Here is a 20,107-nt window from a genome sequence, read left to right as displayed (position 1 = left end):
CTACTGTAGAGCCGAGCCCATGCTCGGCTGACGTGGCGCCGAACGAAGCGCAGCCGAGCATGGGCTCGGCTCTACATGCACCGCCCGCAAGCCGCTAGCATCGGCCCATGGACTCCCTGACCCAGATCGTGCTCGGTGGCGCCGTCGCCGCTGCCATCGCCCCGCCCGGACATCGCCGCGCGGCCCTGCTCGCCGGTGCCGCGCTTGGCACCCTGCCGGACCTCGACGCGCTGTGGCTCGGTTTCACCGCAGCCGATCCGGTGGCGAACATGATCGAGCACCGCAGTTTCAGTCATTCGCTGCTGGTACTGCCATGGGTGGCGGCATTGATCTGGTGGCTGTTCAAGCGCTTCGGCAATGGCCGCGTCGCGCAGTCACCGCTGCGCTGGTTCTGGGCGATCCAGCTGGCGCTGGTCACCCATCCGGTGCTGGATGCGTTCACCGTGTATGGCACCCAGTTGTGGTGGCCGCTGCGCCCGCATCCGACCATGGGATCCAGTGTCTTCATCATCGACCCGGGGTATACGGTGTGGCTTCTGCTGGGCTGCGTGCTGGCCTGGTTCGGCCGCGCCCGGCCCTGGGCGGGCAGGGTGCTGGGCGTGGCCCTGCTGCTCAGCAGTGGCTACCTGGGCTGGGGCCTGATCGCCAAGTCACAGGTCGACCGTGCCGCACAGCAGAGCCTGGCCGCGATGGGCCTGGGCGATGCGCCGCGCTTCTCGGTACCGATGCCGTTCAACACCCTGCTGTGGCGGGTGGTGGCGATGACGCCCAATGGCTACGTGGTGGGTGACCGCTCGCTGGTGGCCGACCACCGGCCGATGCGGTTCGAAGGCCATGCGTCCAACGTACAGGCCTTGCGCGAAGCGCAGGCCATCCCGGCGGTGCAGCAGCTGACGTGGTTCAACCGCGGTTTCATGCGTGCGCAGGTGGTTGACGGCCGGTTGGTGCTGAGTGACCTGCGCATGGGGCTGGAGCCGGACTACACCTTCAACTTCGTCGTGGCCGGGCAGGCCGACGGGCAGTGGCGGGCGATCGTTCCCGAGCAGGTGCGGGTGGACTGCAGCAGTCCCGCCGCGCGTGCCGACGCCGGTCGCCGCCTGGCGGCGATGTGGCAGCGGATCTGGCAGGAGCCGGCGGCGGCGCCGGGCGCGGCCGACCACACCGCCGTGCATTGATCACTGGATCCACGCATGGCGTGGCTCTACGGCCCCGATCGGCAGCAGAACACCGGATCAATACACCGTGGCGCGGCCCTGGACGAACGAGTAGAAGAACACGGCGTTCGGGTCGTTCTGCACCAGGCGGAACTCGCGGCGCATGCCTTCCACGGTTTCCTCGTCCACCGAGCCGGCCTGCAGCAGCTGGTCGGCGGCCGACAGCAGGAGCTGTTCCCAGAACGCGATCATCGTCTTTCGACGCGCCGGTTCGCGGTTGTCCAGGTGGATGGTCTTGATCTCGGTGTGCACGTCGCGGAAGCCGCCGGCCAGCAGCAGGTTGCCCAGCTTTGCACCGACGAACGGGTCACCGCCATGGTCGTACTGGAAGTCGTTGAAGGCCATCCAGTAGCGCCAGATGTGCGGCGAGTACGGGTCGAGCAGGAACGAGGCATTCATCACTTCGGTGATGTAGACCGGCGAACCCGGAGCCAGCACGCGGCGCACTTCGCTCAGCACCCGCGCCGGTGAAGGCACGTGTTCCAGCACCCAGCACAGGAACGCCGAGTCGAAGCTGCGTGCCTCGAACGGCAGCTCGCCGGCGTCGGCCTGCTGCAGGGTGTATCGGTCGCTGCACCACGGCGTGCGCGCCAGGTTCTCGCGCGCGGTGGCCAGCTGCGTTTCGCTCAGGTCCACGCCGGTCACGTGCAGCTCGGGGAAGCGGCGCAGCAGGATCTCGGTCTGCGCACCGACGCCACTGCCGACTTCCAGCAGGCGCCGCGCGCCGCTGTAGTCGATCTGGCCGAAGATGCTCGATTCCAGCAGCCGGGCCTGGGTCATCAGGCGCTGCTGTTCGGTGCCGGAAAATCCGTGCAGGTAGGTCGGAGAGGAGATCGGCGGGGTCATGGAGGCGGGCTCTCGGAGTTCAATTCGGTCGAGCAGGCTCGACGTTGCGACGCGGCGGGGGCGGTCAGGCGGCCGAAGACAGCGCCGGTTCCCCGGCGATCAGGCGGTCGAAGTACTCGGTGGTCAGCGCGATCTGGCTCTGTGGGTCTTCGGCACGGTTGACCACGGCGCGGAAGGCGGCGTTCTCCGGCCGGTCCTTGGCATACCAGCCCAGGTGCTTGCGCGCGATGCGCACGCCCTGCGGCTCGCCATAGAACGCATGCAGCGCATGCAGGTGGCCGAGCAGGATGTCGCGCACTTCCGCCAGCGACGGCGGTGGCAGTTCCTCGCCGGTGGCGAGGTAGTGCGCCACTTCGCGAAAGATCCACGGCCGGCCCTGCGCGGAGCGGCCGATCATCACTGCATCCACCCCGGTCTGCTGCAGCACGTGGGCGGCCTTCTGCGGTGAATCGATGTCACCGTTGGCGATCACCGGGATGCGCAGCGCAGCCTTGATCTCGCCGATGGTGGCGTACTCGGCCTGGCCGGTGTAATGCTGGTCGCGGGTGCGGCCATGCACGGCCAGCGCGGCGATGCCGCTGGCCTCGGCGATGCGGGCGATCACCGGGCCATTGCGATGGTCGCAGTCCCAACCGGTGCGGATCTTCAGCGTGACCGGCACGTCCACTGCGTTGACCACGGCTTCGAGGATGCGCGCCACCAGCTGCTCGTCGCGCATCAGCGCCGAGCCCGCCCAGGCGTTGCACACCTTCTTGGCCGGGCAGCCCATGTTGATGTCGATGATCTGCGCGCCGTGGTCGACGTTGTAGCGCGCGGCCTCGGCCAGCTGCTGCGGCTCGGTGCCGGCGATCTGCACGCTGATCGGGGCTGGCTCGCCATCATGGTCCATGCGGTGGATCGACTTTCGCGTGTTCCAGAAGCGCGGGTCGCTGATGGTCATTTCCGAGGCGGCCAGTCCCGCACCCAGCCGTTTGCACAGCAGGCGGAAGGGCTTGTCGGTGACGCCGGCCATGGGTGCCAGCACGACGTTGGGGGCAATGGTGTACGGGCCGATCTGCATGCGCCCATTGTAGGGCGCGGGCGGCGGTACGGCCGTGCCGGGCGCGGTCCGGTTCAGGCCGATCGGCACCGACCTCATGCCGTACCGGCATCAGCAGATGCTTGACGGTTGCTTCCGCCGCCCCCACGGGCGGGCGATGGTGGGCGGCTACCCCAGGCTCTGCCAGGCCTGGCGGGTACCCAGCGCGAAGGCCAGCCCCAGGCCCAGGCAGACCAGCGAGCTGACCGCCCAGAAGCGCGTGCCGTTGTACCCCGGCCGGAACAGCGCCAGGCCGAAGCCCATCGCGGCACGCAGCAACAGCAGCGCGGCGATGCCGGGCAGGACCAGGCGGCTGGCCGGCAGCGGCGAATGCCAGCCCGCGGCGGCCAGTGCGTACAGGGTCCAGGCCACCAGCACGGCAGTGATGCCGGCGGTCATCAGCGGTGGCCACCAGTGCCCCGCATGCGCCAACCGGACCACGCGCTGACCGGCACCGAAGTACCTGTACCCCGCGGCGCCGAAGGCGATGCAGCCGATATGCAGCAGCGCCGCCACGGCACTGCCGGCGGCCGCGACCAGCAGCCAGGGGAATCCGTCCATGTCCTGCCCGTGCGAGGAAGCTGCGCGGATGGTGGGCGAGGGGCAGGATGTGGGCAATGCGACAGGCGGTCGCAGGGGCTGGGCAATGGGCAAAAGAAAGGCCCGGGTGTCTGCACACCCGGGCCTTGTCATCCACGCGTGGCGTGGAATTACCTGGCTTCAGCGTCGGCCGGGGTGAAGCGCGGCATCGCCGCAGCGGCGCCTTCCTTCTCGGTCGAACGGCCGGCGAACTGGTTGGCGAAGCGCACGTGGCGGGCGAACGGGGCGTCGGCCACCTGCGCCAGCGACGCGGCCAGCGCACCGTTGAAGGCGTCACCGGCACCGGTGGTGTCGATCGCCTGCACCTGTTCGGCACCCACGCGGTAGTACGGCTGGGTATCGCCGCGCAGGTTCTCGTCGGCATGCGACACGAACACGCCCACCGAACCCAGGGTCACCACCACGGTGCCGTTGCCGACCAGCTTGCGGCACAGCGCGTGCAGGCTGGCGCCATCCAGCGCGGCGACGTCGTTGGCATCCACGCGCTCACCGACATGGCGGCCGAGCAGGGCAGCGAACTCGGTTTCGTTCGGGGTGATCACATCGGCCAGCTTGAGCAGGCCGATGGTCGAGGGCGCATCGGCCGGTGCGGTATTGAGCACGGTGGTGACACCGGCCTCGCGAGCCGTGGCCAGCGCCGCTTCGATGGTCTGCACCGGCGATTCCAGCTGCACCAGCACCACCTTGGCGCGGGTCAGCAGGGCCTGCTGCTGTTGCAGGAAATCGGTGCCCAGCGCGGCGTTGGCACCCGGGCCGATCACGATGGTGTTGCGGCCACGCGCGTCCACGTAGATGCCCGCGGTGCCGGTCGGTTCGCTGCTGGCCTCGGCGATCAGCGCGAAGCCATCCTGCGCAGCCAGTTCACGCGCGGTGGCGCCACCGGCGTCATCGCCCAACGCGCACACGAAGTGCGTGTCGGCACCGGCGCGGCAGGCCGCCACCGCCTGGTTGAAGCCCTTGCCCCCGGGGCCGGTGCTGTAGCGGCCGGCAATGGTCGCACCCGGTGCCGGCAGCGACTCACACCGCCACACGTGATCGACATTGAAGGAACCGACGACAACGACACTGCTGCTCATAGGGAATCTTTTCTCAACCAAGGGTTCAACTGAAGTGCGTCAGCACGCCGGCGATGGTCGCCGTCATGAAGGTGGCAATGGTACCGCCCAACACCGCGCGCAGGCCGAACTTGGCCAGGTCGTGGCGACGTTCCGGGGCCAGGCCGCCGATGCCGCCGATCTGGATCGCGATCGAGCTGAAGTTGGCAAAGCCGCACAGCGCGTAGGTGGCGATCAGGCGACCTTCCTCGGACAGGCTCACGCCGGCCACCTGGCCGTTCACGATCTGCGACAGTTCGGTGTAGGCGACGAATTCGTTGATCACGACCTTCTGGCCGATCAGCGAACCGACGGTGGTGGCATCAGCCCACGGGGTACCGATCACCCAGGCGATCGGGGCCAGCACGTAACCGAAGATGGTCGACAGGTTGGTCGGCTTGCCGATGGCAGCGGCCAGGCCGGTCACCTCGCCGATCCAGGTCAACGGGGCGTTCAGCAGCGCGATCAGGGCGATGAAGGCCAGCAGCATCGCGCCGATGTTCAGCGCCAGCTTCAGGCCGTCACCGGCACCGGCAGCGGCCGCGTCGATGATGTTGCTGGAGGTCTTTTCGACTTCCATCTTCACCGTGCCGCGGGTCAGCGGGGTGCCGGTTTCCGGAATCAGCAGCTTGGCCACGACCAGGGTGGCCGGTGCGGCCATGATGCTCGCTGCCAGCAGGTGCTTGGCGTAGAAGGCCTGCTGCGCCGGGTCGCCACCGCCGAGCATGCCCACATAGGCCGCCAGCACGCCGCCGGCGATGTGGGCCATGCCGCCGATCATCATGGTCAGCAGCTCGGACTGGGTCATCCTGGCGATGTACGGGCGCACGGTCAGCGGCGCCTCGGTCTGGCCGATGAAGACGCTGGCGCAGACGCTGGTGGTTTCCGCGCCGGACACGCGCATCACCTTGGTGATCGACCACGCCATCACGCGCACGATCGCCTGCATGACGTTGAGGTGGTACATCACCCCCATCAGCGCCGAGAAGAAGATGATGGTCGGCAGCACCTGGAAGGCGAAGATGAAGCCGTAGTTCTTGGTGTCCATCAACGAGCCGAAGATGAAGCCCGAGCCTTCGTTGACGAAGCTGAGAACCTTGACGAAGCCCTTGCCCAGCGCATCGAACACGTCGCGGCCGCCCGGCACCAGGATCACCAGCGCCGCGAACGCGATCTGCAGGGTGATACCGGTGGCAACCAGCTTCCAGTCAACCGCACGCTTGTTGTTGGAAAACAACCAGGTGATGCCGATCAGCACCGCCAACCCGAACAGGCCGAAGCCGATCCTGCCCAAACCTTCGACCATGTGAGTGACTCCCCTGGGGCGTCGCGAAAAACGGGAAGCCTAGTGCAGGGCAGGGGCCGGGGCAAGAAAAAGCAGCGTGCGCGCATCTATCGGTACCGATCAGGCCAGCAACGGCAAGGGCTTGCGGCCGGCGGCGGCAGGTAGAATGGGGCTCGATCCCGGCCCGGATGCGGGCCCGCAGCAGGAGATTCGCATGCAATACCGTCGCCTGGGCTCCACCGGCCTGCCGATTTCCGCCCTGTCCTTCGGCGCCTGGGTGACCTTCGGTGACCAGATCCCGCGCGACGAGGCCCGCAACCTGGTGGCCGCCGCCTGGGACCACGGCGTCAACTTCTTCGACAACGCCGAGGGCTATGCCAACGGCCGCGCCGAACAGGTGATGGGCGATGTGATCGCCGACCTGCGCCTGCCGCGCGACGGCATCTGCGTCTCCAGCAAGGTGTTCTTCGGCAGCGCCAAGGACCCACGGCCGACCCAGCGCGGCCTGTCGCGCAAGCATGTGACCGACGCCTGCCACGCGGCGCTCAAGCGCCTGCGGGTGGACTACCTGGACCTTTATTACTGCCATCGCCCGGATCCGGACGCGCCGGTCGCCGAGACCGTGCATGCCATGGATACCCTGGTGCGGCAAGGCAAGATCCTCTACTGGGGGACCTCGGAGTGGTCGGCGGTGCAGATCCAGCAGGCGCTGGACATCGCCGAGGCGCGCAACCTGCAGGGCCCGTCGATGGAGCAGCCGCAGTACAACCTGCTGCACCGCGAACGGGTCGAGGTCGAGTACGCGCCGCTGTATGCCGGTGCCGGCCTGGGCACCACCATCTTCTCGCCGCTGGCCTCGGGCCTGCTGAGTGGCAAGTACGACCAGGGCATTCCGGCCGATGCGCGGCTGGGCCGCGAGGGCATGGAATGGCTGCAGGCGCTGGTGCTGGGTGACGACGCCGAGGCCCGCCTGGCCCAGGTGCGCCGCTTCAGCGAAGTGGCGCGTGCGCTGGGGCAGGCGCCGGCCACGCTGGCCATCGCCTGGTGCCTGCGCAACCCGAACGTCTCCAGCGTGATCCTCGGTGCCAGCCGGGTCAGCCAGCTGCTGCAGAACCTGCAGGCGCTGGAGGTGCTGGAGCAGGTCGACGCCGCCGGCTGGGCCGACATCGAAGCCGCCTTCGCCTGAACCCGGGGGCCGACCGGGCCTCGGGGGCCTCGGTAGAGTCGACTCTACACGGCTGCGTCGCCATTTGATTGACATGATCTATCGAATTTCAGAATTCGATCATTAATCTCATCAATCAAATTGAGAATGGTTGTTGATTGTCAACTGAGAATCATTATCATTTGACTCGTCCCTCGCACGAGTCCAGATGCTCATGAATGCTCAACCTGTACTGCTGCGCCCCGAAACGCTGACCCTCCGCGATCGTCCGGTCCGTGTCGTTCCGCCGGAAGAGGTCATCGACAGCGAAGCCCTGCTCAAGGGCCGTCGTGAAATCCTGATCCAGCACGGCGACCGCTTCTATCGCCTGCGGCACACCAGCAACGACAAGCTGATCCTGACCAAGTAATCGCGGCCTGGTCGCCCGACCCCCTCCCTCCTGCCGGCCGCGCCGGCAGGGTGGGCGATCGGTCCGCTCCCGCTCTCTCCCCCTCGGTCTACCGCGTGCACCCTCCGGGTGTGCCGGTAACCGGGGGTTCCCCTGCCTGACCGAACGAACCCGATGACCCGCCCTACCGCCCTTTGCCTTGCCGTCTGGATGGCCCTGCCGCTGTCCGCCCATGCTGCTGCCGCGGCCACCGCCGCGCCCGATGCGCGCGAATTCGACCGTGTGCAGGTCACCGCCACCCGCACCGAGCGGGCGGTGAGCAATGTGGCGGCCACCGTGGACGTCATCGAACGCGAGCAGATGGACCGGCACCTGGTGCAGGACATCAAGGATCTGCTGCGCTACGAGCCGGGCCTGTCGGTCAGCCGCAGCGCCGCGCGCTTCGGCCTTGGCAGCATCCGCATCCGTGGCCTGGACGGCAACCGCGTGCGCGTGCAGACCGACGGCATCGCCATGCCCACCAGCTTCAACATCGGCTCATTCTCCAACGCCAACCGCAACTTCACCGATCTGGATACGCTCAAGCGCGTGGAGATCGTGCGCGGCCCGGCCAGCTCGCTGTATGGGTCCGACGCGCTCGGGGGTGTGGTCGCCTTCGTCACCAAGGATCCTGCCGACTACCTCAAGGATGGCAAGGACAGCTACGTCGGCCTGAAGTTCGGCTACGACGGTGAGTGGAAGGGCCTGCTCGGCGGCGTGACCAGCGCGTTCGGCGGCGAACACTGGAGCGGCATGGTCAACATCAACCATCGCCAGGGCCAGGAAACCGGCAACAAGGGTGATGTACGCAGCCTCGACAATACCCGCACCGCGCCCAACCCGCAGGACCGCGATGGTCGCAGTGGCCTGGCCAAGCTGGTCTATGCGCCGAGCGAGGCCCAGCGCTTCCGGCTGACCGTGGAAGGCAACGAAGACAACACCGATACCAACGTGCTGTCCTCGATCGACCGCACCACCACCACCGGCATGAAGGCGCGCGATACGCAGAACCGCACCCGCGTGTCGTTCGCCCATGAAATGGATGCGCTGGACAAGGGCTTCGCCGACAGCCTGTATTGGCAGCTGTATACCCAGCACAGCGAAACCACCCAGATCACGGATGAGGACCGCGCCAACCGCAGCCGCCGCCACCGCGCGTTCAACTTCGACCAGCGCGTCTACGGCCTGCAGGCGCAGTTCAACAAGGCGTTCAGCACCGGCAGCGTCGAACACGCGCTGACCTACGGTTTCGAGGGCGCGCATACCGAGATCCGCCAGAAGCGCGACGGTTACCAGGTGCTGGCCAATGGCCAGACCAGCACCACCATCCTGCCCGACGCCTTCCCGGTGCGCGATTTCCCGATCAGCAAGACCACCGAGCTGGGCCTGTACGCACAGGACGAAATGCGCATGGCCAACGGCAAGCTGTCGCTGGTGCCGGGCGTGCGCGTGGACCGCTACGAGCTGAAGCCGGAGGTGGACAGCATCTTCGCCGACGACAATCCCGGCGTTGCGGTGGCCAGGCTGACCAAGACCAGCGTCTCGCCGAAGCTGGGCATGGTCTATCGCTTCACCGACGAATGGTCGCTGTTTGCCGGCTATTCGCATGGCTTCCGCTCGCCGCCGTACAACGACGTCAACCTGGGCTTCACCAACTTCGCCTTCGGCTACACCGCCATTCCCAATCCGGACCTGAAGCCGGAAACCAGTGACGGCCTGGAGCTGGGACTGCGCTTCCTGTCGCCAGCGGCCTACGTGAGCCTCAGCGGCTACTACAACGAGTACAAGGACTTCATCGAGTCGCAGTCGCTGGTCGGCACCAACGCCCAGGGCCTGATGGTGTTCCAGTCGCGCAACATCGCGGATGCGCGCATCTACGGTGCCGAGATGAAGGCCGGCGTCGACTTCGGCCAGATCAGCCCGGCGCTGCAGGGCTGGGCGCTGCGCAGCTCGGTGGCCTGGTCGCGCGGCGACAACAGGACCGAAGACACCCCGCTGGATTCGGTCGACCCGCTGCGTGGCACCGTCGGCCTGATGTACGACACCGACACCTGGGGCGTCGAACTGGCCGGTACCTTCGTCAAGCGCAAGGACCGCGTCACCGCCGCCACGGTGTACCGCCCGGCCGGCTACGGCGTGGCCGACCTGATGGCGCACTGGAACTTCGCCCCGGGCGCCACCTTCAACGTCGGCGTGTTCAACCTGGGCGACAAGCGTTACATCGACTGGTCCAACGTGGGTTCGACGCTGTCGCCGGGCAGCCGCGTGCTGGACCGCTATACCAGCCCGGGCCGCACCCTCTCCGCCAGCCTTGCCGTTTCCTGGTGACCTCATGAGCCGAGCCTTGTCCGCACGCAGGAACGACGCCATCGCCGCGCAGGGCAGCGCGGCCTGGCCGACGCCGGCACAGCTGGCCACGCTCGGCACCGTGTTGTGCCTGTACCGCGCCGACGGCAACGAGCTCGGTGGCTGGCGCCAGGCAGTACGCGTGCATGCCTGCCAGGGCGTGGACAGCGAGGGCGTGCGCGAAAGCCTGTGCTTCCTCGATGCCCGCGGCCGCTGCGTGTGGCGGCTGTACCTGTTGCCCGACAGCGATTTCCTGGCCTGGGACCGGCTGGTCGCGGCGCTGCCGCCGGGCCCGGAGCATGACAGCGAGGGCAGTGTCGGCGAACGCCTGTGGCGGCGCCTGGCCGGCCATCTCGGTGGCCAGCGCTGGCGACTGTGCGCGCTGCGCCTGCATGCCGCCGACGACGGCCGCACCCTGGCTGCAAGCCTGTCGACGTTGTCCTCGCTGGGCGCAGCCACCGCGCGTCGCATCGCGCGGCTGGAAGGTGCCGAAGGCGAGCTGGCGATCGACGATTGCTGCTGCGCCGATGCTGCACGTCGCTCGGCGCCGCGGGTTCCCGGCGACCTGCCGCTGATCCGGCTGTAACCCTTTCCCGATGGAACGCCTGTCGGCCACGGACGGCCTCTCACTGCATCTGCAACCCCGAAGGAAGACCCCGATGAAGCTCCAGACAGCCAGCGTCCTGCTGCTGCTCGCCACCAGCGGCGTGGCCAGCGCGCAGCCCTCCGGCATCGCCCGCGACCACGACAGCATCCTTGCCATGCAGGGCGAGTACACCGTCGATTTCGCATTCGACGAGACCGTGCTGCTGAAGCCCGGCTACGAGCGCGCCCCGGCGATGCGCAGCGGCGGCAACGAACTGGTGATCGTGGTCGAGGACACGCCGAAGCGCATCGTGCTGCAGCACCTGCTGCTGGACGAGAAGAGCGGCCACATCACCAAGCACTGGCGCCAGGACTGGGTCTACGAAGCACCGAACCGTTTCGAGTTCAGCGCCGACCAGACCTGGCAGGTACGCCGCATTCCCGCGGCGGTGAACCAGGGCGCCTGGACCCAGTGCGTGTACGAAGTGAGCGACGCACCGCGCTACTGCGGCACCGGCAAATGGACCTACACCAACAACGTGCCGAGCTGGACCAGCGACCTCAGCTGGCGCCCGTTGCCGCGCCGTGAGTACACCAAGCGCAGCGACTACAACGCGCTGGCCGTCGTCAACCGCCACACGCTCACGCCCAATGGCTGGACCCACGAGCAGTTCAACACCAAGGTGCAGCGCAACGCCGACGGCAGCCAGGTGGAGATCGCACGCGAGTTCGGCTTCAACGACTACGTGAAGACCACCGAGGTCGACTTCACCCCGGCGCGTGACTACTGGAAGGCCACTGCCGGCTACTGGGCCAAGGTGCGCCAGCGTTGGGACGGCTTCCTCGGCCAGGCCCCGGGCGTGCACCTGAAGACCAAGATCGATGGCATGGCGATGATCATTCCGCTGTTCACCCAGGCCGAAGCGATCCAGTCCGGCAAAAAGGTGAAGGACAAGCAGATCGACGAGGTGTTCGCCAAGTACGTGGAAAAGGCGCCGAAGGAAGGCTGATCGCCGCGATGGAGAGAGGTGCCGGGGGTACCCGGCACCGCATTCACCGGCTGCCGGTGGGGGCCGGGCTTGCTCGGCACGCCATCCGGAGGCGCAACCGATTCAGGCCTCGCGCAGTGCCAATGCCGGCGGCGTATGCAGGATCGCCCGCGTACCCCACCAGCCCGCCAGCAGGCTCAAGCCGATGCCGACCACGCCGCCGATCAGCAGGCCCGGCCACGGCGGCAGCAAGGGCAGCTCGAACACCTTCTGCGACACCGCCACGCCGATCGCTGCGGCCGCGCCCACCGCCAGCAACGCCGCCAGCGTGCCCAGCGCGCCGAACTCCACCAGCACCGCGCCGCGCAGTTGGCGCCGGGTCGCGCCCAGCGTGCGCAGCACCGCGCTGTCGTAGCGGCGCTCGCCGGCGGTGGCCTGCAGCGCCGCCAGCAGCACCAGCACGCCGGCCAGCAGGCTGAACACCATCACCAGCTGCACTGCCTGCGCCACGCGCTCCATCACATCGCGCACCTGCGAGATCACCGCGTCCACGTCCAGCAGCGACAGGTTCGGCTGCGCGCGCACCAGCTCGCCCAGCCCGGCCGCGTTGCCGGACGGCAGATGGAAGGCCGACAGCAGGTTGTGCGGGGTATCGCCCACCGCATTGGGGTTCAACAGCACGAAGAAATTCGGGCGGAACGTGTTCCAGTCCGCCTTGCGGATGCTGGTGACGGTGAACTCGCGCTGCTGCTCGCCTACGGAAATCGTAATGCGATCACCCAGGTGCGCGCCGTAGCGCCGCGCCCAGCCGGTTTCCACCGAGGCTTCCGCCGCGGTGCTGCCGGCCTGCCAGAAGCGGCCCTCCAGCAGCGCATTGGCGGGTGGGAAGCTGCTGCGCCAGCTGAAGTTCAGCGGCCGGTTCTCGTCGTCGTCCTCGCGCGGGCCGTTGTTCGCGCCGTTCCCCTCGGCGGCGGCCTGGTCCACGCGCAGCGGCGGCTTGCCGTTGATCGCGATCAGGCGGCCGGTCGCCATCGGCTCGATACTGGCGTCGCCGGCGCCCAGTCCACGCAATGCGGCCAGCACACCGTCGCGTTGTTCGGGCTGGATGTTGATCAGGAAGTAGTTCGGCGTATCCGCAGGCAGGCGCTCGCGCCACTGCTGCAGCAGGCCGGGTCCGGTCACCGCCAGCAGCAACAACGCGCACAGCGACAGCGACAGCCCCACCAGCTGCATCACCGCCAGCAGCCGGCGCCGGGTCAGCGCGGCCAGGCCCAACCGCCAGTTGCCATGCAGGCGGTGCTGCAGGCCGCGCAGCAGCTGCAGAAGCACGAAGCCGACCGCACCGGCCGCCAGCGCCAGCGCGGCCAGGCCGCCCAGCACCCACAGCGCCAGTTTCAGATCGCCGGTGACCTGCACCGCCAGCAGCAGGCTGGCCGCCAGCGCCGCCACATAGGCCAGCAGCGACGCCGGCGGCAGGGCGGCGAAGGAACGGTTGAGCACCCGCATCGGCGGCACCCCGCGCAGGCGCAGCAGCGGTGGCAGGCCGAAGCCGAACAGCAGCAGCAGGCCGATGCCGGCACCGGTCAGCGCCGGCATCGCTTCCGGCAGCGGCAGGCGCTGCGGCACCAGGCTGCCCAGCACCTGCACCAGGCCTTCCTGCGCGGCCATGCCCAGGCCGATGCCGAGCGCACAGGCTGGCACCGCCAGCATCAGCAGCTGCAGCGCCAGGCCCAGCAGGATGTCGCGCTGGCGTGCGCCCAGGCAGCGCAGGATCGCCACCTGGTCGATGCGACGCAGGGCGAAGCGGTTGGCCGCCAGCGCGGTGGCCACACCGGCCAGCAGTACCGCCAGCAGCGCGCTCAGGCCGAGGAAGCGCCCGGCCAGATCGAATGCCTGGCGCACGCCACGCTGGGTGTCGTCCACGCTCAGCAGGCGCAGGCCTTTCACCTGCGGCAGCAGCCACTGGCGCAGCGCCGCGATCGGCTCCGCTGCGCCGGCGAACATCAGCCGGTAGTTGATACGGCTGCCCGGGCCGAGCAGGCCCGTGCCCTCCACATCAGCGCGGTTGACCAGCAGGGTGGGCGAGAGTGTCAGCAGGTCGCCACCGCTGTCCGGCTCGGCCTCGATGATGCCGGCGATGCGCAGCGTGCCGGCGCCGAACTCGAGGTCATCGCCGGCCTTCAGCCCCAACCCCTGCAGCAGGCGTGGGTCGGCATAGGCCTGGCCCTTGGGCGGCATGCCGGCATCGGCGATCAACGCACCGCCGGGCGTGGCCCGGACGCGCAGCGTGCCGCGCAGCGGATAACCCGCCTGTACCGCCTTGATGCTGGCCATCTGGCTGGCATCGCCGTTGAACAGCACGCTGCCGAAGCTGGCGATGCGGGTATGCGCCAGGCCGCGCTGTTGCGCCTCGTCGGCGAATGCCTGCGGCGGATCATCGCGCCCGGCGATGCCGAGGTCGCCGCCGAGCATTTCCGCCGCGCTGCCGGTCAGCGCCAGGTTGACCCGGTTCACCAGCGTGCCCACCGCAGTCATCACCGCCACGCCCAGCACCAGCGCGGCGAACACGGTCAGCAGGTCGCCGGCCAGCGCCTCGCGGCGCAGCGCGCGCCACGCGTGGCGCAGCACGTTCATGCCTGTGCCCCACGCTCGACCGGCAGCAGGCGGCCGTCATCGATGCGGTGGATGTACTGGCAACGCTGGGCCAGGCGCAGGTCGTGGGTGACCAGGACCAGGGTGGTGCCGCTGCCGGCGTTGAGTTCGAACAGCAGGTCGCTGATGTGCTGGCCGGTGGCGTGGTCCAGCGAGCCGGTCGGTTCGTCGGCGAACAGGATGCGCGGGCGGGTGACGAAGGCACGTGCCAGCGCCACGCGCTGCTGCTCGCCGCCGGACAGCTGGCGCGGGTAGTGGCGGGCGCGATGGGCCAGGCCGACCTGCGCCAGCACCTCGTCCACCCGCGCGCGGTCCTCGCGTCCGGCCAGTTCCAACGGCAGCGCGACATTCTCGGCGGCAGTCAGCGCCGGCAGCAGGTGGAAGCTCTGGAACACGAAGCCGACCGCACGCGCGCGCAGCTGGGCCCGTGCTTCTTCATCCAGGTCGCCCAGGTTCTGGCCCGCCAGCGCGACGTGGCCGCGGCTGGGCAGGTCCAGTCCGGCCAGCAGGCCGAGCAGGGTGGTCTTGCCGGACCCCGAAGCGCCGACGATGGCCACACTGGTGCCTTCATGGACGGTCAGGGTGATGTTGTCCAGTATGTGGACTTCACCCTCCGGGCCCTGCACGGACTTGCCGACCTGGTCGACGGCGATGGCGACGGGCGTGCTGCGGGGGGACAGGCTGTCGATGAGGAGACTCCAATGCGCAAGACGGGATGGAGCCGGCGAGCCGGCGCGATGATGGTGCTGCTGCTGGGATTGCTGCTGCCTGGGCTGGCCGGAGCCAAAGACCCGGCAGGTACGGTGCTGGTGCTCGGCGACAGCCTCAGTGCTGCCCACAATATCCCTGCCGACGCCGGCTGGGTCAGCCTGTTGCAGCAGCGGGTCAGGCAACAGTCGAAAACACCGGCGCGCATCGTCAATGCCAGCATGAGCGGGGAAACCACGGCCGGCGCGCTGACCCGCCTGCCGGGCCTGTTGGCGAAGGAAAAGCCGACGGTGGTGGTGATCGCGCTGGGCGGCAACGACGCGCTGCGCGGGCTGACCCCGGCACAGGTGCAGGGCAACCTGGAAAAGATGGTACAGGCCAGCCAGAAGGCCGGCGCCAGGGTGCTGCTGCTGGGCATCGACGTGCCGCCCAACTATGGGCCCGCTTACCGCCAGCGCCTGGCGGCGGCCTACAAGGCGCTGGCCACGCAGTACAAGGTGCCGCTGCTGCCGTTCCTGCTGGAGGGCGTGGCCCTGCAGCCGGGCATGATGCAGGCCGATGGCCTGCACCCCACGGCGCAGGCGCAATCGAGGGTGCTGGACAACGTCTGGCCACTCCTGCGGCCCCTGCTCTGAACGATTTACAACCCTCTTGACGGAACTTCACATCGCGTCCACCGTCGATCCGGCATGTTTCACAAAGCTGAAGTTAGAGGGAATCACATGCGTCAGACGAAGGAGACCTCCGGCTTGGTGCTGGTGGTCGAAGACAACCGCAACATCTCCGAGATGATCGGGGAATACCTGGAAGGTCGCGGCTTCGAAGTCGACTATGCACAGGACGGCCTGGATGGCTACCGCCTTGCGGCGGAGAACAGCTATGACGTCGTGGTGCTCGACCTCATGTTGCCGCGCCTGGATGGCATCGAAGTATGCCGTCGCCTGCGCAACGATGCGCGCAAGTCCACCCCGGTGCTGATGCTCACGGCACGCGACACGCTGGACGACAAGCTCACCGGCCTCGGTTTCGGCGCCGATGACTACCTGACCAAGCCGTTCGCGATCCAGGAGCTGGAAGCCCGCCTGCGCGCGCTGATCCGCCGCGAACGCCGCCAGGTGGGTTCGGAAGTGCTGAAGGTCGCCGACCTGGTGCTCGATCCGGTCAGCATGCGGGCCACCCGTGCCGGTACCGAACTGCAGCTGTCGCCGATCGGCCTGCGCCTGCTGACCATCCTGATGCGCGAATCGCCGCGCGTGGTCACCCGCCAGGAGATCGAACGCGAGATCTGGGGCAATGGCCTGCCGGATTCGGACACCCTGCGCAGCCATCTGTACAACCTGCGCAAGATCATCGACAAGCCGTTCGACCGTCCGCTGCTGCACACCGTGCAGAGCGCCGGTTACCGCATTGCCGATATCGCCCAGCCGATGGCCTGATCGGGGCCAGGCCGGTGCAGCATCAGGCCCGGCCGGGCAACGACCCCGCACCGGGCACGGATGACCGGCCGGCACTGCCGCCGGTCATCCTCCGTGCACGACTACGGCGCAGCGCGCTGCCTATAATCGCAGCGCTCTGACCGGGACCCCGCAATGCCGCACGGCCTGCCGCGCAAGATCCGTATCGCCTTCATCCTGCAGGCAGTCCTGGCCAGCCTGGGCATCCTGCTCGGTGCCTGGCTGGTTTCGCTGGTGATCAAGCACAGCCTGGTCGGCGCCGCCCTGCGCGAGGAAGCGGCCTATTACTGGACGCTGCACGAGGCCTCGCCGGTGCAGCCACCGCCCAACACCCAGAACATCCGCGGCTACCTGCTGGAAAGCGGGCAGTCGGCGCTGTCGTTGCCGGCCAACCTGCGCAACCTGGAACCCGGTTTCCACGAGCTGCCCAAGGATGACCAGCTGGTACTGGTCGATGTGCGTCCGGCCGGCCGCCTGTACCTGGTGTTCCTGCGTTCGCGTGCGGAGATGCTGGCGTTCTGGTTCGGCATCGTGCCGGTGCTGCTGACCCTGTTGGCGGTGTATGGCGCCAGCTGGGTCACCTACCGGGCCTCCAAGCGCCTGGTGTCGCCGGTGAACTGGTTGGCACGGCGCGTCTCGCGCTGGGACCCGGGCCACCCGGAGGCGGCCGACCTGGAACCGAACAAGCTGCCCGCGGACATGCAGGGCGAGACCCGGCAGCTGGCGGCCGCGCTGCATTCGCTGGCCAACCGGGTCAGCGCGCACGTGGCCCGCGAGCGCAACTTCACCCGCGATGCGAGCCACGAGCTGCGCACGCCGTTGACCGTCATCCGCGTGGCCAGCGACATGGCCCTGGGCGATGAAACCCTGCAGCCGCGCCTGCGCCGCAGCCTGCAGCGCATCCAGCGCGCCGGCCGTGACATGGAAGCGGTGATCGACGCGTTCCTGATCCTGGCCCGCGAGGCCGACGTCGAACCCCAGATCGAGCTGTTCGACGTCAACGACATCGTCCGCTACGAGGTGGACAACGCCAACGAACTGCTGGGTACGCGTCTGGTGTCAGTGCACCTGCACAGCGAAGGCCCGGTGCACCTGCACGCCCCGCCGCGGGTGCTGCAGGTGGTGGTCAGCAACCTGGTGCGCAACGCCTGCAGCTACACCGACGAAGGGCGTATCGACGTGCACGTGCTCAATGACCGGGTGGTGGTGCGCGACACCGGCATCGGCATGTCCGCCGAGGCGCTGTCGCGCGCGTTTGAACCCTTCTACCGCGCCGAGCCGAGCCGCCCGCAGGGCACCGGCCTGGGCCTGTCGATCGTGCGCCGGCTGTGCGACCGCTTCGGCTGGAAGGTCAGCCTGGCCAGCCAGCCGGGCAAGGGCACCGAAGCCACGGTGGTCTTCCGGTAACGCGGCGACCTGCCGGGGTCGGATCCCGTTGCGGCGCAACCGGCTCTGACCCCATCCCGCTGAAATGTCGGTAGATCCACGCCATGCGTGGATGGGGTGCGGTAGCGCCGGGCCATGCCCGACGTCCACAGTGCCTCAATTGCAGTTGACCTTCGGCGCCAGCGCCTTGGTCCAGATCGCATAGCCGGCCGGGGTCATGTGCAGCATGTCCTCGCGGAACAGCGTCGCGTCCGGCTGTCCATCGGCGCCGAGCATCGGCGTGTAGATGTCGGTGAAGCCGGTGTTGGGCAGCCTGGCCAGCGCAGCCTTGATCAGCGCGTTGGCTTCGTTGATCGCCGGCAGCAGGTGCGCGCGCGACGGGCTCGGCTTGATCGACAGGTACTCGACCCTGGTCTTCGGCAGGTCGCGGTGCACGCGCTGCACGAAGGCGACCACGTCATCTCGCACCTGCATGGCGCTGCGGCCGCTGTTGAGGTCGTTGTCACCGGCGTAGAAGAACACCTTGCACGGCGCATACGGCACCACGATCTGGCCGGCATACCAGGTGCTGTCGCGCACTTCCGAACCGCCGAAGCCGCGGTTGAACACCGGCTGGCCGGGGAAGTCGGTGGCCAGGCTCTCCCAGAAGCGGATCGAGGAGCTGCCGATGAACTCGATGCCACCACGCGGCGGCGGGTTGGCCTGGTCGGCGCTGGCGAAGCGGGCCATGTCGCCGGCCCAGGCCACATTGGAGACCTGTTCGGGCACCTGCGGCGGCCTGGCCGGGCTCAGGGCCTGGGCAAGCGGTGCGGCAGTCAGCAGGCCCAGCATCAGCAGGCAGGTACGGCGACGGGACATCAGGCGCTCCAGCAGGCAAGGGGAGCTCCATCATAGAAGCACGGCCCAGCCCGGTGCTTGCCCCTGGCAGGCCGTTCAGCGGGCCGGTGCGGGGTGCGGTTGGCGGCCTTGTGGCAAAATGGCGGCCATCTGCCTATTCCTGTGCACCCATGATTTCCTGCCGTGCGTCTGAGCGGTCGCTGCGCCGCGCCCCTGTTGCTGGATGTTCCACCCGTGGCTGATCAGTTCGGCCACATGCCCCGCGGCCCGCGCCGCATCTTCCAGGCCGCCCGCTGGTCCTGGCAGGGCCTGCGCGCCGCCTGGCTGCACGAGTCCTCGTTCCGGCTGGAGGTATACCTGCTGGTGATGCTGACTCCGGTCGCGATCTGGCTGGGCCAGACCCCGGTCGAACGCGCGCTGCTGATCGGCTCGATGCTGCTGGTGCTGGCGATGGAGCTTGCCAACTCGGCCATCGAAGCGGTGATCGAACGCTACGGCAGCGAGATCCACGAGCTGGCTGGCCGCGCCAAGGACATGGGCTCGGCAGCGGTGTTCGTGCTGATGATGAACGTGCTGCTGTGCTGGGCGCTGGTCGTGGTTCCGCACGCGCTGGCCGGCAGCTACGGCTGAAACCCCATTCCCCCACTGCCTTGAAGAGTTTCCATGTCCTTTGAGTTCCTCGCCGACCCCAATGCCTGGGTGACCCTGTTCACGCTCAGCGCGCTGGAAATCGTGCTCGGCATCGACAACCTGGTGTTCATTTCCATCGCGGTCAGCAAGCTGCCGGAAGAGCGTCGTCCGTTTGCACGCAAGCTGGGCATCGCGGTGGCCTGCATCACCCGCATCGGCCTGCTGGTCTCGCTGGCCTACCTGGCGCACATGGCGGCCAACCTGTTCACCGTGGCCGGCATGGGCATTTCCATCCGCGACCTGGTACTGATCGTTGGTGGCCTGTTCCTGATCATCAAGGGCTGCATGGAGATCAAGGAACTGATCAGCGGTGGCGAGGACGAAGACCCCACCACCACCAAGGCGTCGGCCGTGTTTGGCTACGTGATCGCCCAGATCGCGGTGATCGACATCGTGTTCTCGCTTGACTCGGTGATCACCGCCGTGGGCATCGCCGACCACATCCCGGTGATGGTGGCGGCCATCCTGCTGTCGGTGCTGGTGATGCTGCTGGCCGCCAACCCGCTGGGCCGCTTCATCGACGCCAACCCGACCGTGAAGATGCTGGCCCTGGCCTTCATCCTGATGATCGGTGCGGTGCTGATCCTGGACGGCCTGGACGTGCATGTGCCCAAGCCCTACATCTACGCCGCGATGGGCTTCTCGGTGCTGGTGGAGTGGCTGAACCTGCTGATGCGCCGCCGCGCCCGCGAACACAACGTGCCGGGCGCCGGCAACTGGTAAGCGCGCCATTGGCACGTGTGTCACCCAG

The 20,107-nt window shown here is 68.2% G+C and carries 19 protein-coding genes; 11 read left to right on the top strand and 8 right to left on the bottom strand.

The features are described from left to right. Positions 1–107 precede the first annotated feature (107 nt). Positions 108–1,175, top strand: a complete 1,068-nt coding sequence (locus tag AC5P6H_RS17205; protein ID WP_495202911.1) for a metal-dependent hydrolase — start codon at positions 108–110, stop codon at positions 1,173–1,175. A 57-nt stretch (positions 1,176–1,232) separates the two neighbouring features. Here AC5P6H_RS17205 and AC5P6H_RS17200 read toward each other — a convergent pair whose 3' ends face one another. The 5 genes from AC5P6H_RS17200 to AC5P6H_RS17180 form a co-directional block, all read right to left on the bottom strand. Next, positions 1,233–2,060: a class I SAM-dependent methyltransferase gene (locus AC5P6H_RS17200; RefSeq protein ID WP_005415318.1), complete on the bottom strand. Its 828-nt coding sequence runs from the start codon at positions 2,058–2,060 to the stop codon at positions 1,233–1,235. Between the two features lie 64 nt (positions 2,061–2,124). Further along, positions 2,125–3,120, bottom strand: a complete 996-nt coding sequence (dusB, locus tag AC5P6H_RS17195; RefSeq protein ID WP_111205775.1) for a tRNA dihydrouridine synthase DusB — start codon at positions 3,118–3,120, stop codon at positions 2,125–2,127. A gap of 147 nt (positions 3,121–3,267) precedes the next feature. Beyond that, on the bottom strand, positions 3,268–3,699 hold the full coding sequence (locus AC5P6H_RS17190; RefSeq protein WP_495202910.1) for a hypothetical protein: 432 nt from the start codon (positions 3,697–3,699) through the stop codon (positions 3,268–3,270). Between the two features lie 149 nt (positions 3,700–3,848). Continuing rightward, the gene (locus tag AC5P6H_RS17185; RefSeq protein ID WP_014645967.1) at positions 3,849–4,814 is read right to left on the bottom strand and encodes a ribokinase; all 966 of its coding nucleotides are present in this window, start codon (positions 4,812–4,814) and stop codon (positions 3,849–3,851) included. Positions 4,815–4,839: 25 nt separating this feature from the next. Beyond that, a complete protein-coding gene (locus AC5P6H_RS17180) occupies positions 4,840–6,138 on the bottom strand; it encodes a NupC/NupG family nucleoside CNT transporter (protein WP_014645968.1) in 1,299 nt (432 codons plus the stop codon). Between the two features lie 193 nt (positions 6,139–6,331). Between AC5P6H_RS17180 and AC5P6H_RS17175 the strand changes: the two genes are divergently transcribed. The 5 genes from AC5P6H_RS17175 to AC5P6H_RS17155 all read left to right on the top strand — a co-directional run bounded on the left by AC5P6H_RS17175 (position 6,332) and on the right by AC5P6H_RS17155 (position 11,650). Next, complete coding sequence (locus tag AC5P6H_RS17175) at positions 6,332–7,303, top strand: aldo/keto reductase (protein WP_134808524.1); 972 nt, start codon at positions 6,332–6,334, stop codon at positions 7,301–7,303. Between the two features lie 193 nt (positions 7,304–7,496). Next, positions 7,497–7,691: a hemin uptake protein HemP gene (gene hemP, locus AC5P6H_RS17170; RefSeq protein WP_005412278.1), complete on the top strand. Its 195-nt coding sequence runs from the start codon at positions 7,497–7,499 to the stop codon at positions 7,689–7,691. Positions 7,692–7,844: 153 nt separating this feature from the next. Next, positions 7,845–10,037, top strand: a complete 2,193-nt coding sequence (locus AC5P6H_RS17165; RefSeq protein WP_495202909.1) for a TonB-dependent hemoglobin/transferrin/lactoferrin family receptor — start codon at positions 7,845–7,847, stop codon at positions 10,035–10,037. Between the two features lie 4 nt (positions 10,038–10,041). Further along, positions 10,042–10,641 (top strand): hemin transporter, encoded by a 600-nt coding sequence (locus tag AC5P6H_RS17160; RefSeq protein ID WP_032956720.1) that lies wholly within the window; start codon positions 10,042–10,044, stop codon positions 10,639–10,641. A gap of 73 nt (positions 10,642–10,714) precedes the next feature. Further along, a complete protein-coding gene (locus AC5P6H_RS17155) occupies positions 10,715–11,650 on the top strand; it encodes a DUF6607 family protein (RefSeq protein WP_032956723.1) in 936 nt (311 codons plus the stop codon). Positions 11,651–11,752: 102 nt separating this feature from the next. On the opposite strand, the gene AC5P6H_RS17150 is transcribed toward AC5P6H_RS17155, so the two are convergent. Both AC5P6H_RS17150 and AC5P6H_RS17145 read right to left on the bottom strand, forming a co-directional pair. Continuing rightward, positions 11,753–14,263, bottom strand: coding sequence for an ABC transporter permease (locus AC5P6H_RS17150; protein WP_049440166.1), 2,511 nt, complete (start codon positions 14,261–14,263; stop codon positions 11,753–11,755). Continuing rightward, positions 14,260–14,907 (bottom strand): ABC transporter ATP-binding protein, encoded by a 648-nt coding sequence (locus AC5P6H_RS17145; protein WP_075076551.1) that lies wholly within the window; start codon positions 14,905–14,907, stop codon positions 14,260–14,262. Before AC5P6H_RS17145 ends, AC5P6H_RS17150 begins: the two co-directional genes overlap by 4 nt. Positions 14,908–14,982: 75 nt before the next feature. Here AC5P6H_RS17145 and AC5P6H_RS17140 point away from each other — a divergent pair, with 75 nt between their 5' ends. The 3 genes from AC5P6H_RS17140 (at position 14,983) to AC5P6H_RS17130 (ending at position 17,850) form a co-directional block, all read left to right on the top strand. After that, positions 14,983–15,624: an arylesterase gene (locus tag AC5P6H_RS17140; protein ID WP_032956728.1), complete on the top strand. Its 642-nt coding sequence runs from the start codon at positions 14,983–14,985 to the stop codon at positions 15,622–15,624. 87 nt (positions 15,625–15,711) lie between these two features. Then, complete coding sequence (locus AC5P6H_RS17135; protein WP_002811889.1) at positions 15,712–16,425, top strand: response regulator transcription factor; 714 nt, start codon at positions 15,712–15,714, stop codon at positions 16,423–16,425. Between the two features lie 153 nt (positions 16,426–16,578). Beyond that, positions 16,579–17,850: an ATP-binding protein gene (locus AC5P6H_RS17130; protein WP_164077288.1), complete on the top strand. Its 1,272-nt coding sequence runs from the start codon at positions 16,579–16,581 to the stop codon at positions 17,848–17,850. A gap of 135 nt (positions 17,851–17,985) precedes the next feature. On the opposite strand, the gene AC5P6H_RS17125 is transcribed toward AC5P6H_RS17130, so the two are convergent. Next, positions 17,986–18,687, bottom strand: coding sequence for an SGNH/GDSL hydrolase family protein (locus AC5P6H_RS17125; protein ID WP_014645976.1), 702 nt, complete (start codon positions 18,685–18,687; stop codon positions 17,986–17,988). 213 nt (positions 18,688–18,900) lie between these two features. On the opposite strand from AC5P6H_RS17125, the gene AC5P6H_RS17120 reads away from it, so the two are divergent. After that, positions 18,901–19,296, top strand: coding sequence for a diacylglycerol kinase (locus AC5P6H_RS17120; protein ID WP_014036025.1), 396 nt, complete (start codon positions 18,901–18,903; stop codon positions 19,294–19,296). 33 nt (positions 19,297–19,329) lie between these two features. Continuing rightward, positions 19,330–20,079 carry a TerC family protein gene (locus tag AC5P6H_RS17115; protein ID WP_049406113.1) on the top strand — a complete coding sequence of 250 codons (750 nt, stop codon included), beginning with the start codon at positions 19,330–19,332 and terminating at the stop codon, positions 20,077–20,079. The last annotated feature ends 28 nt before the right edge of the window (positions 20,080–20,107 follow it).

Source organism: Stenotrophomonas sp. YJH_SMC_110, assembly GCF_059369255.1.
The sequence above is the reverse complement of the archived record's forward strand: the minus strand, read 5'-3'. Positions and strand labels throughout refer to the sequence as shown.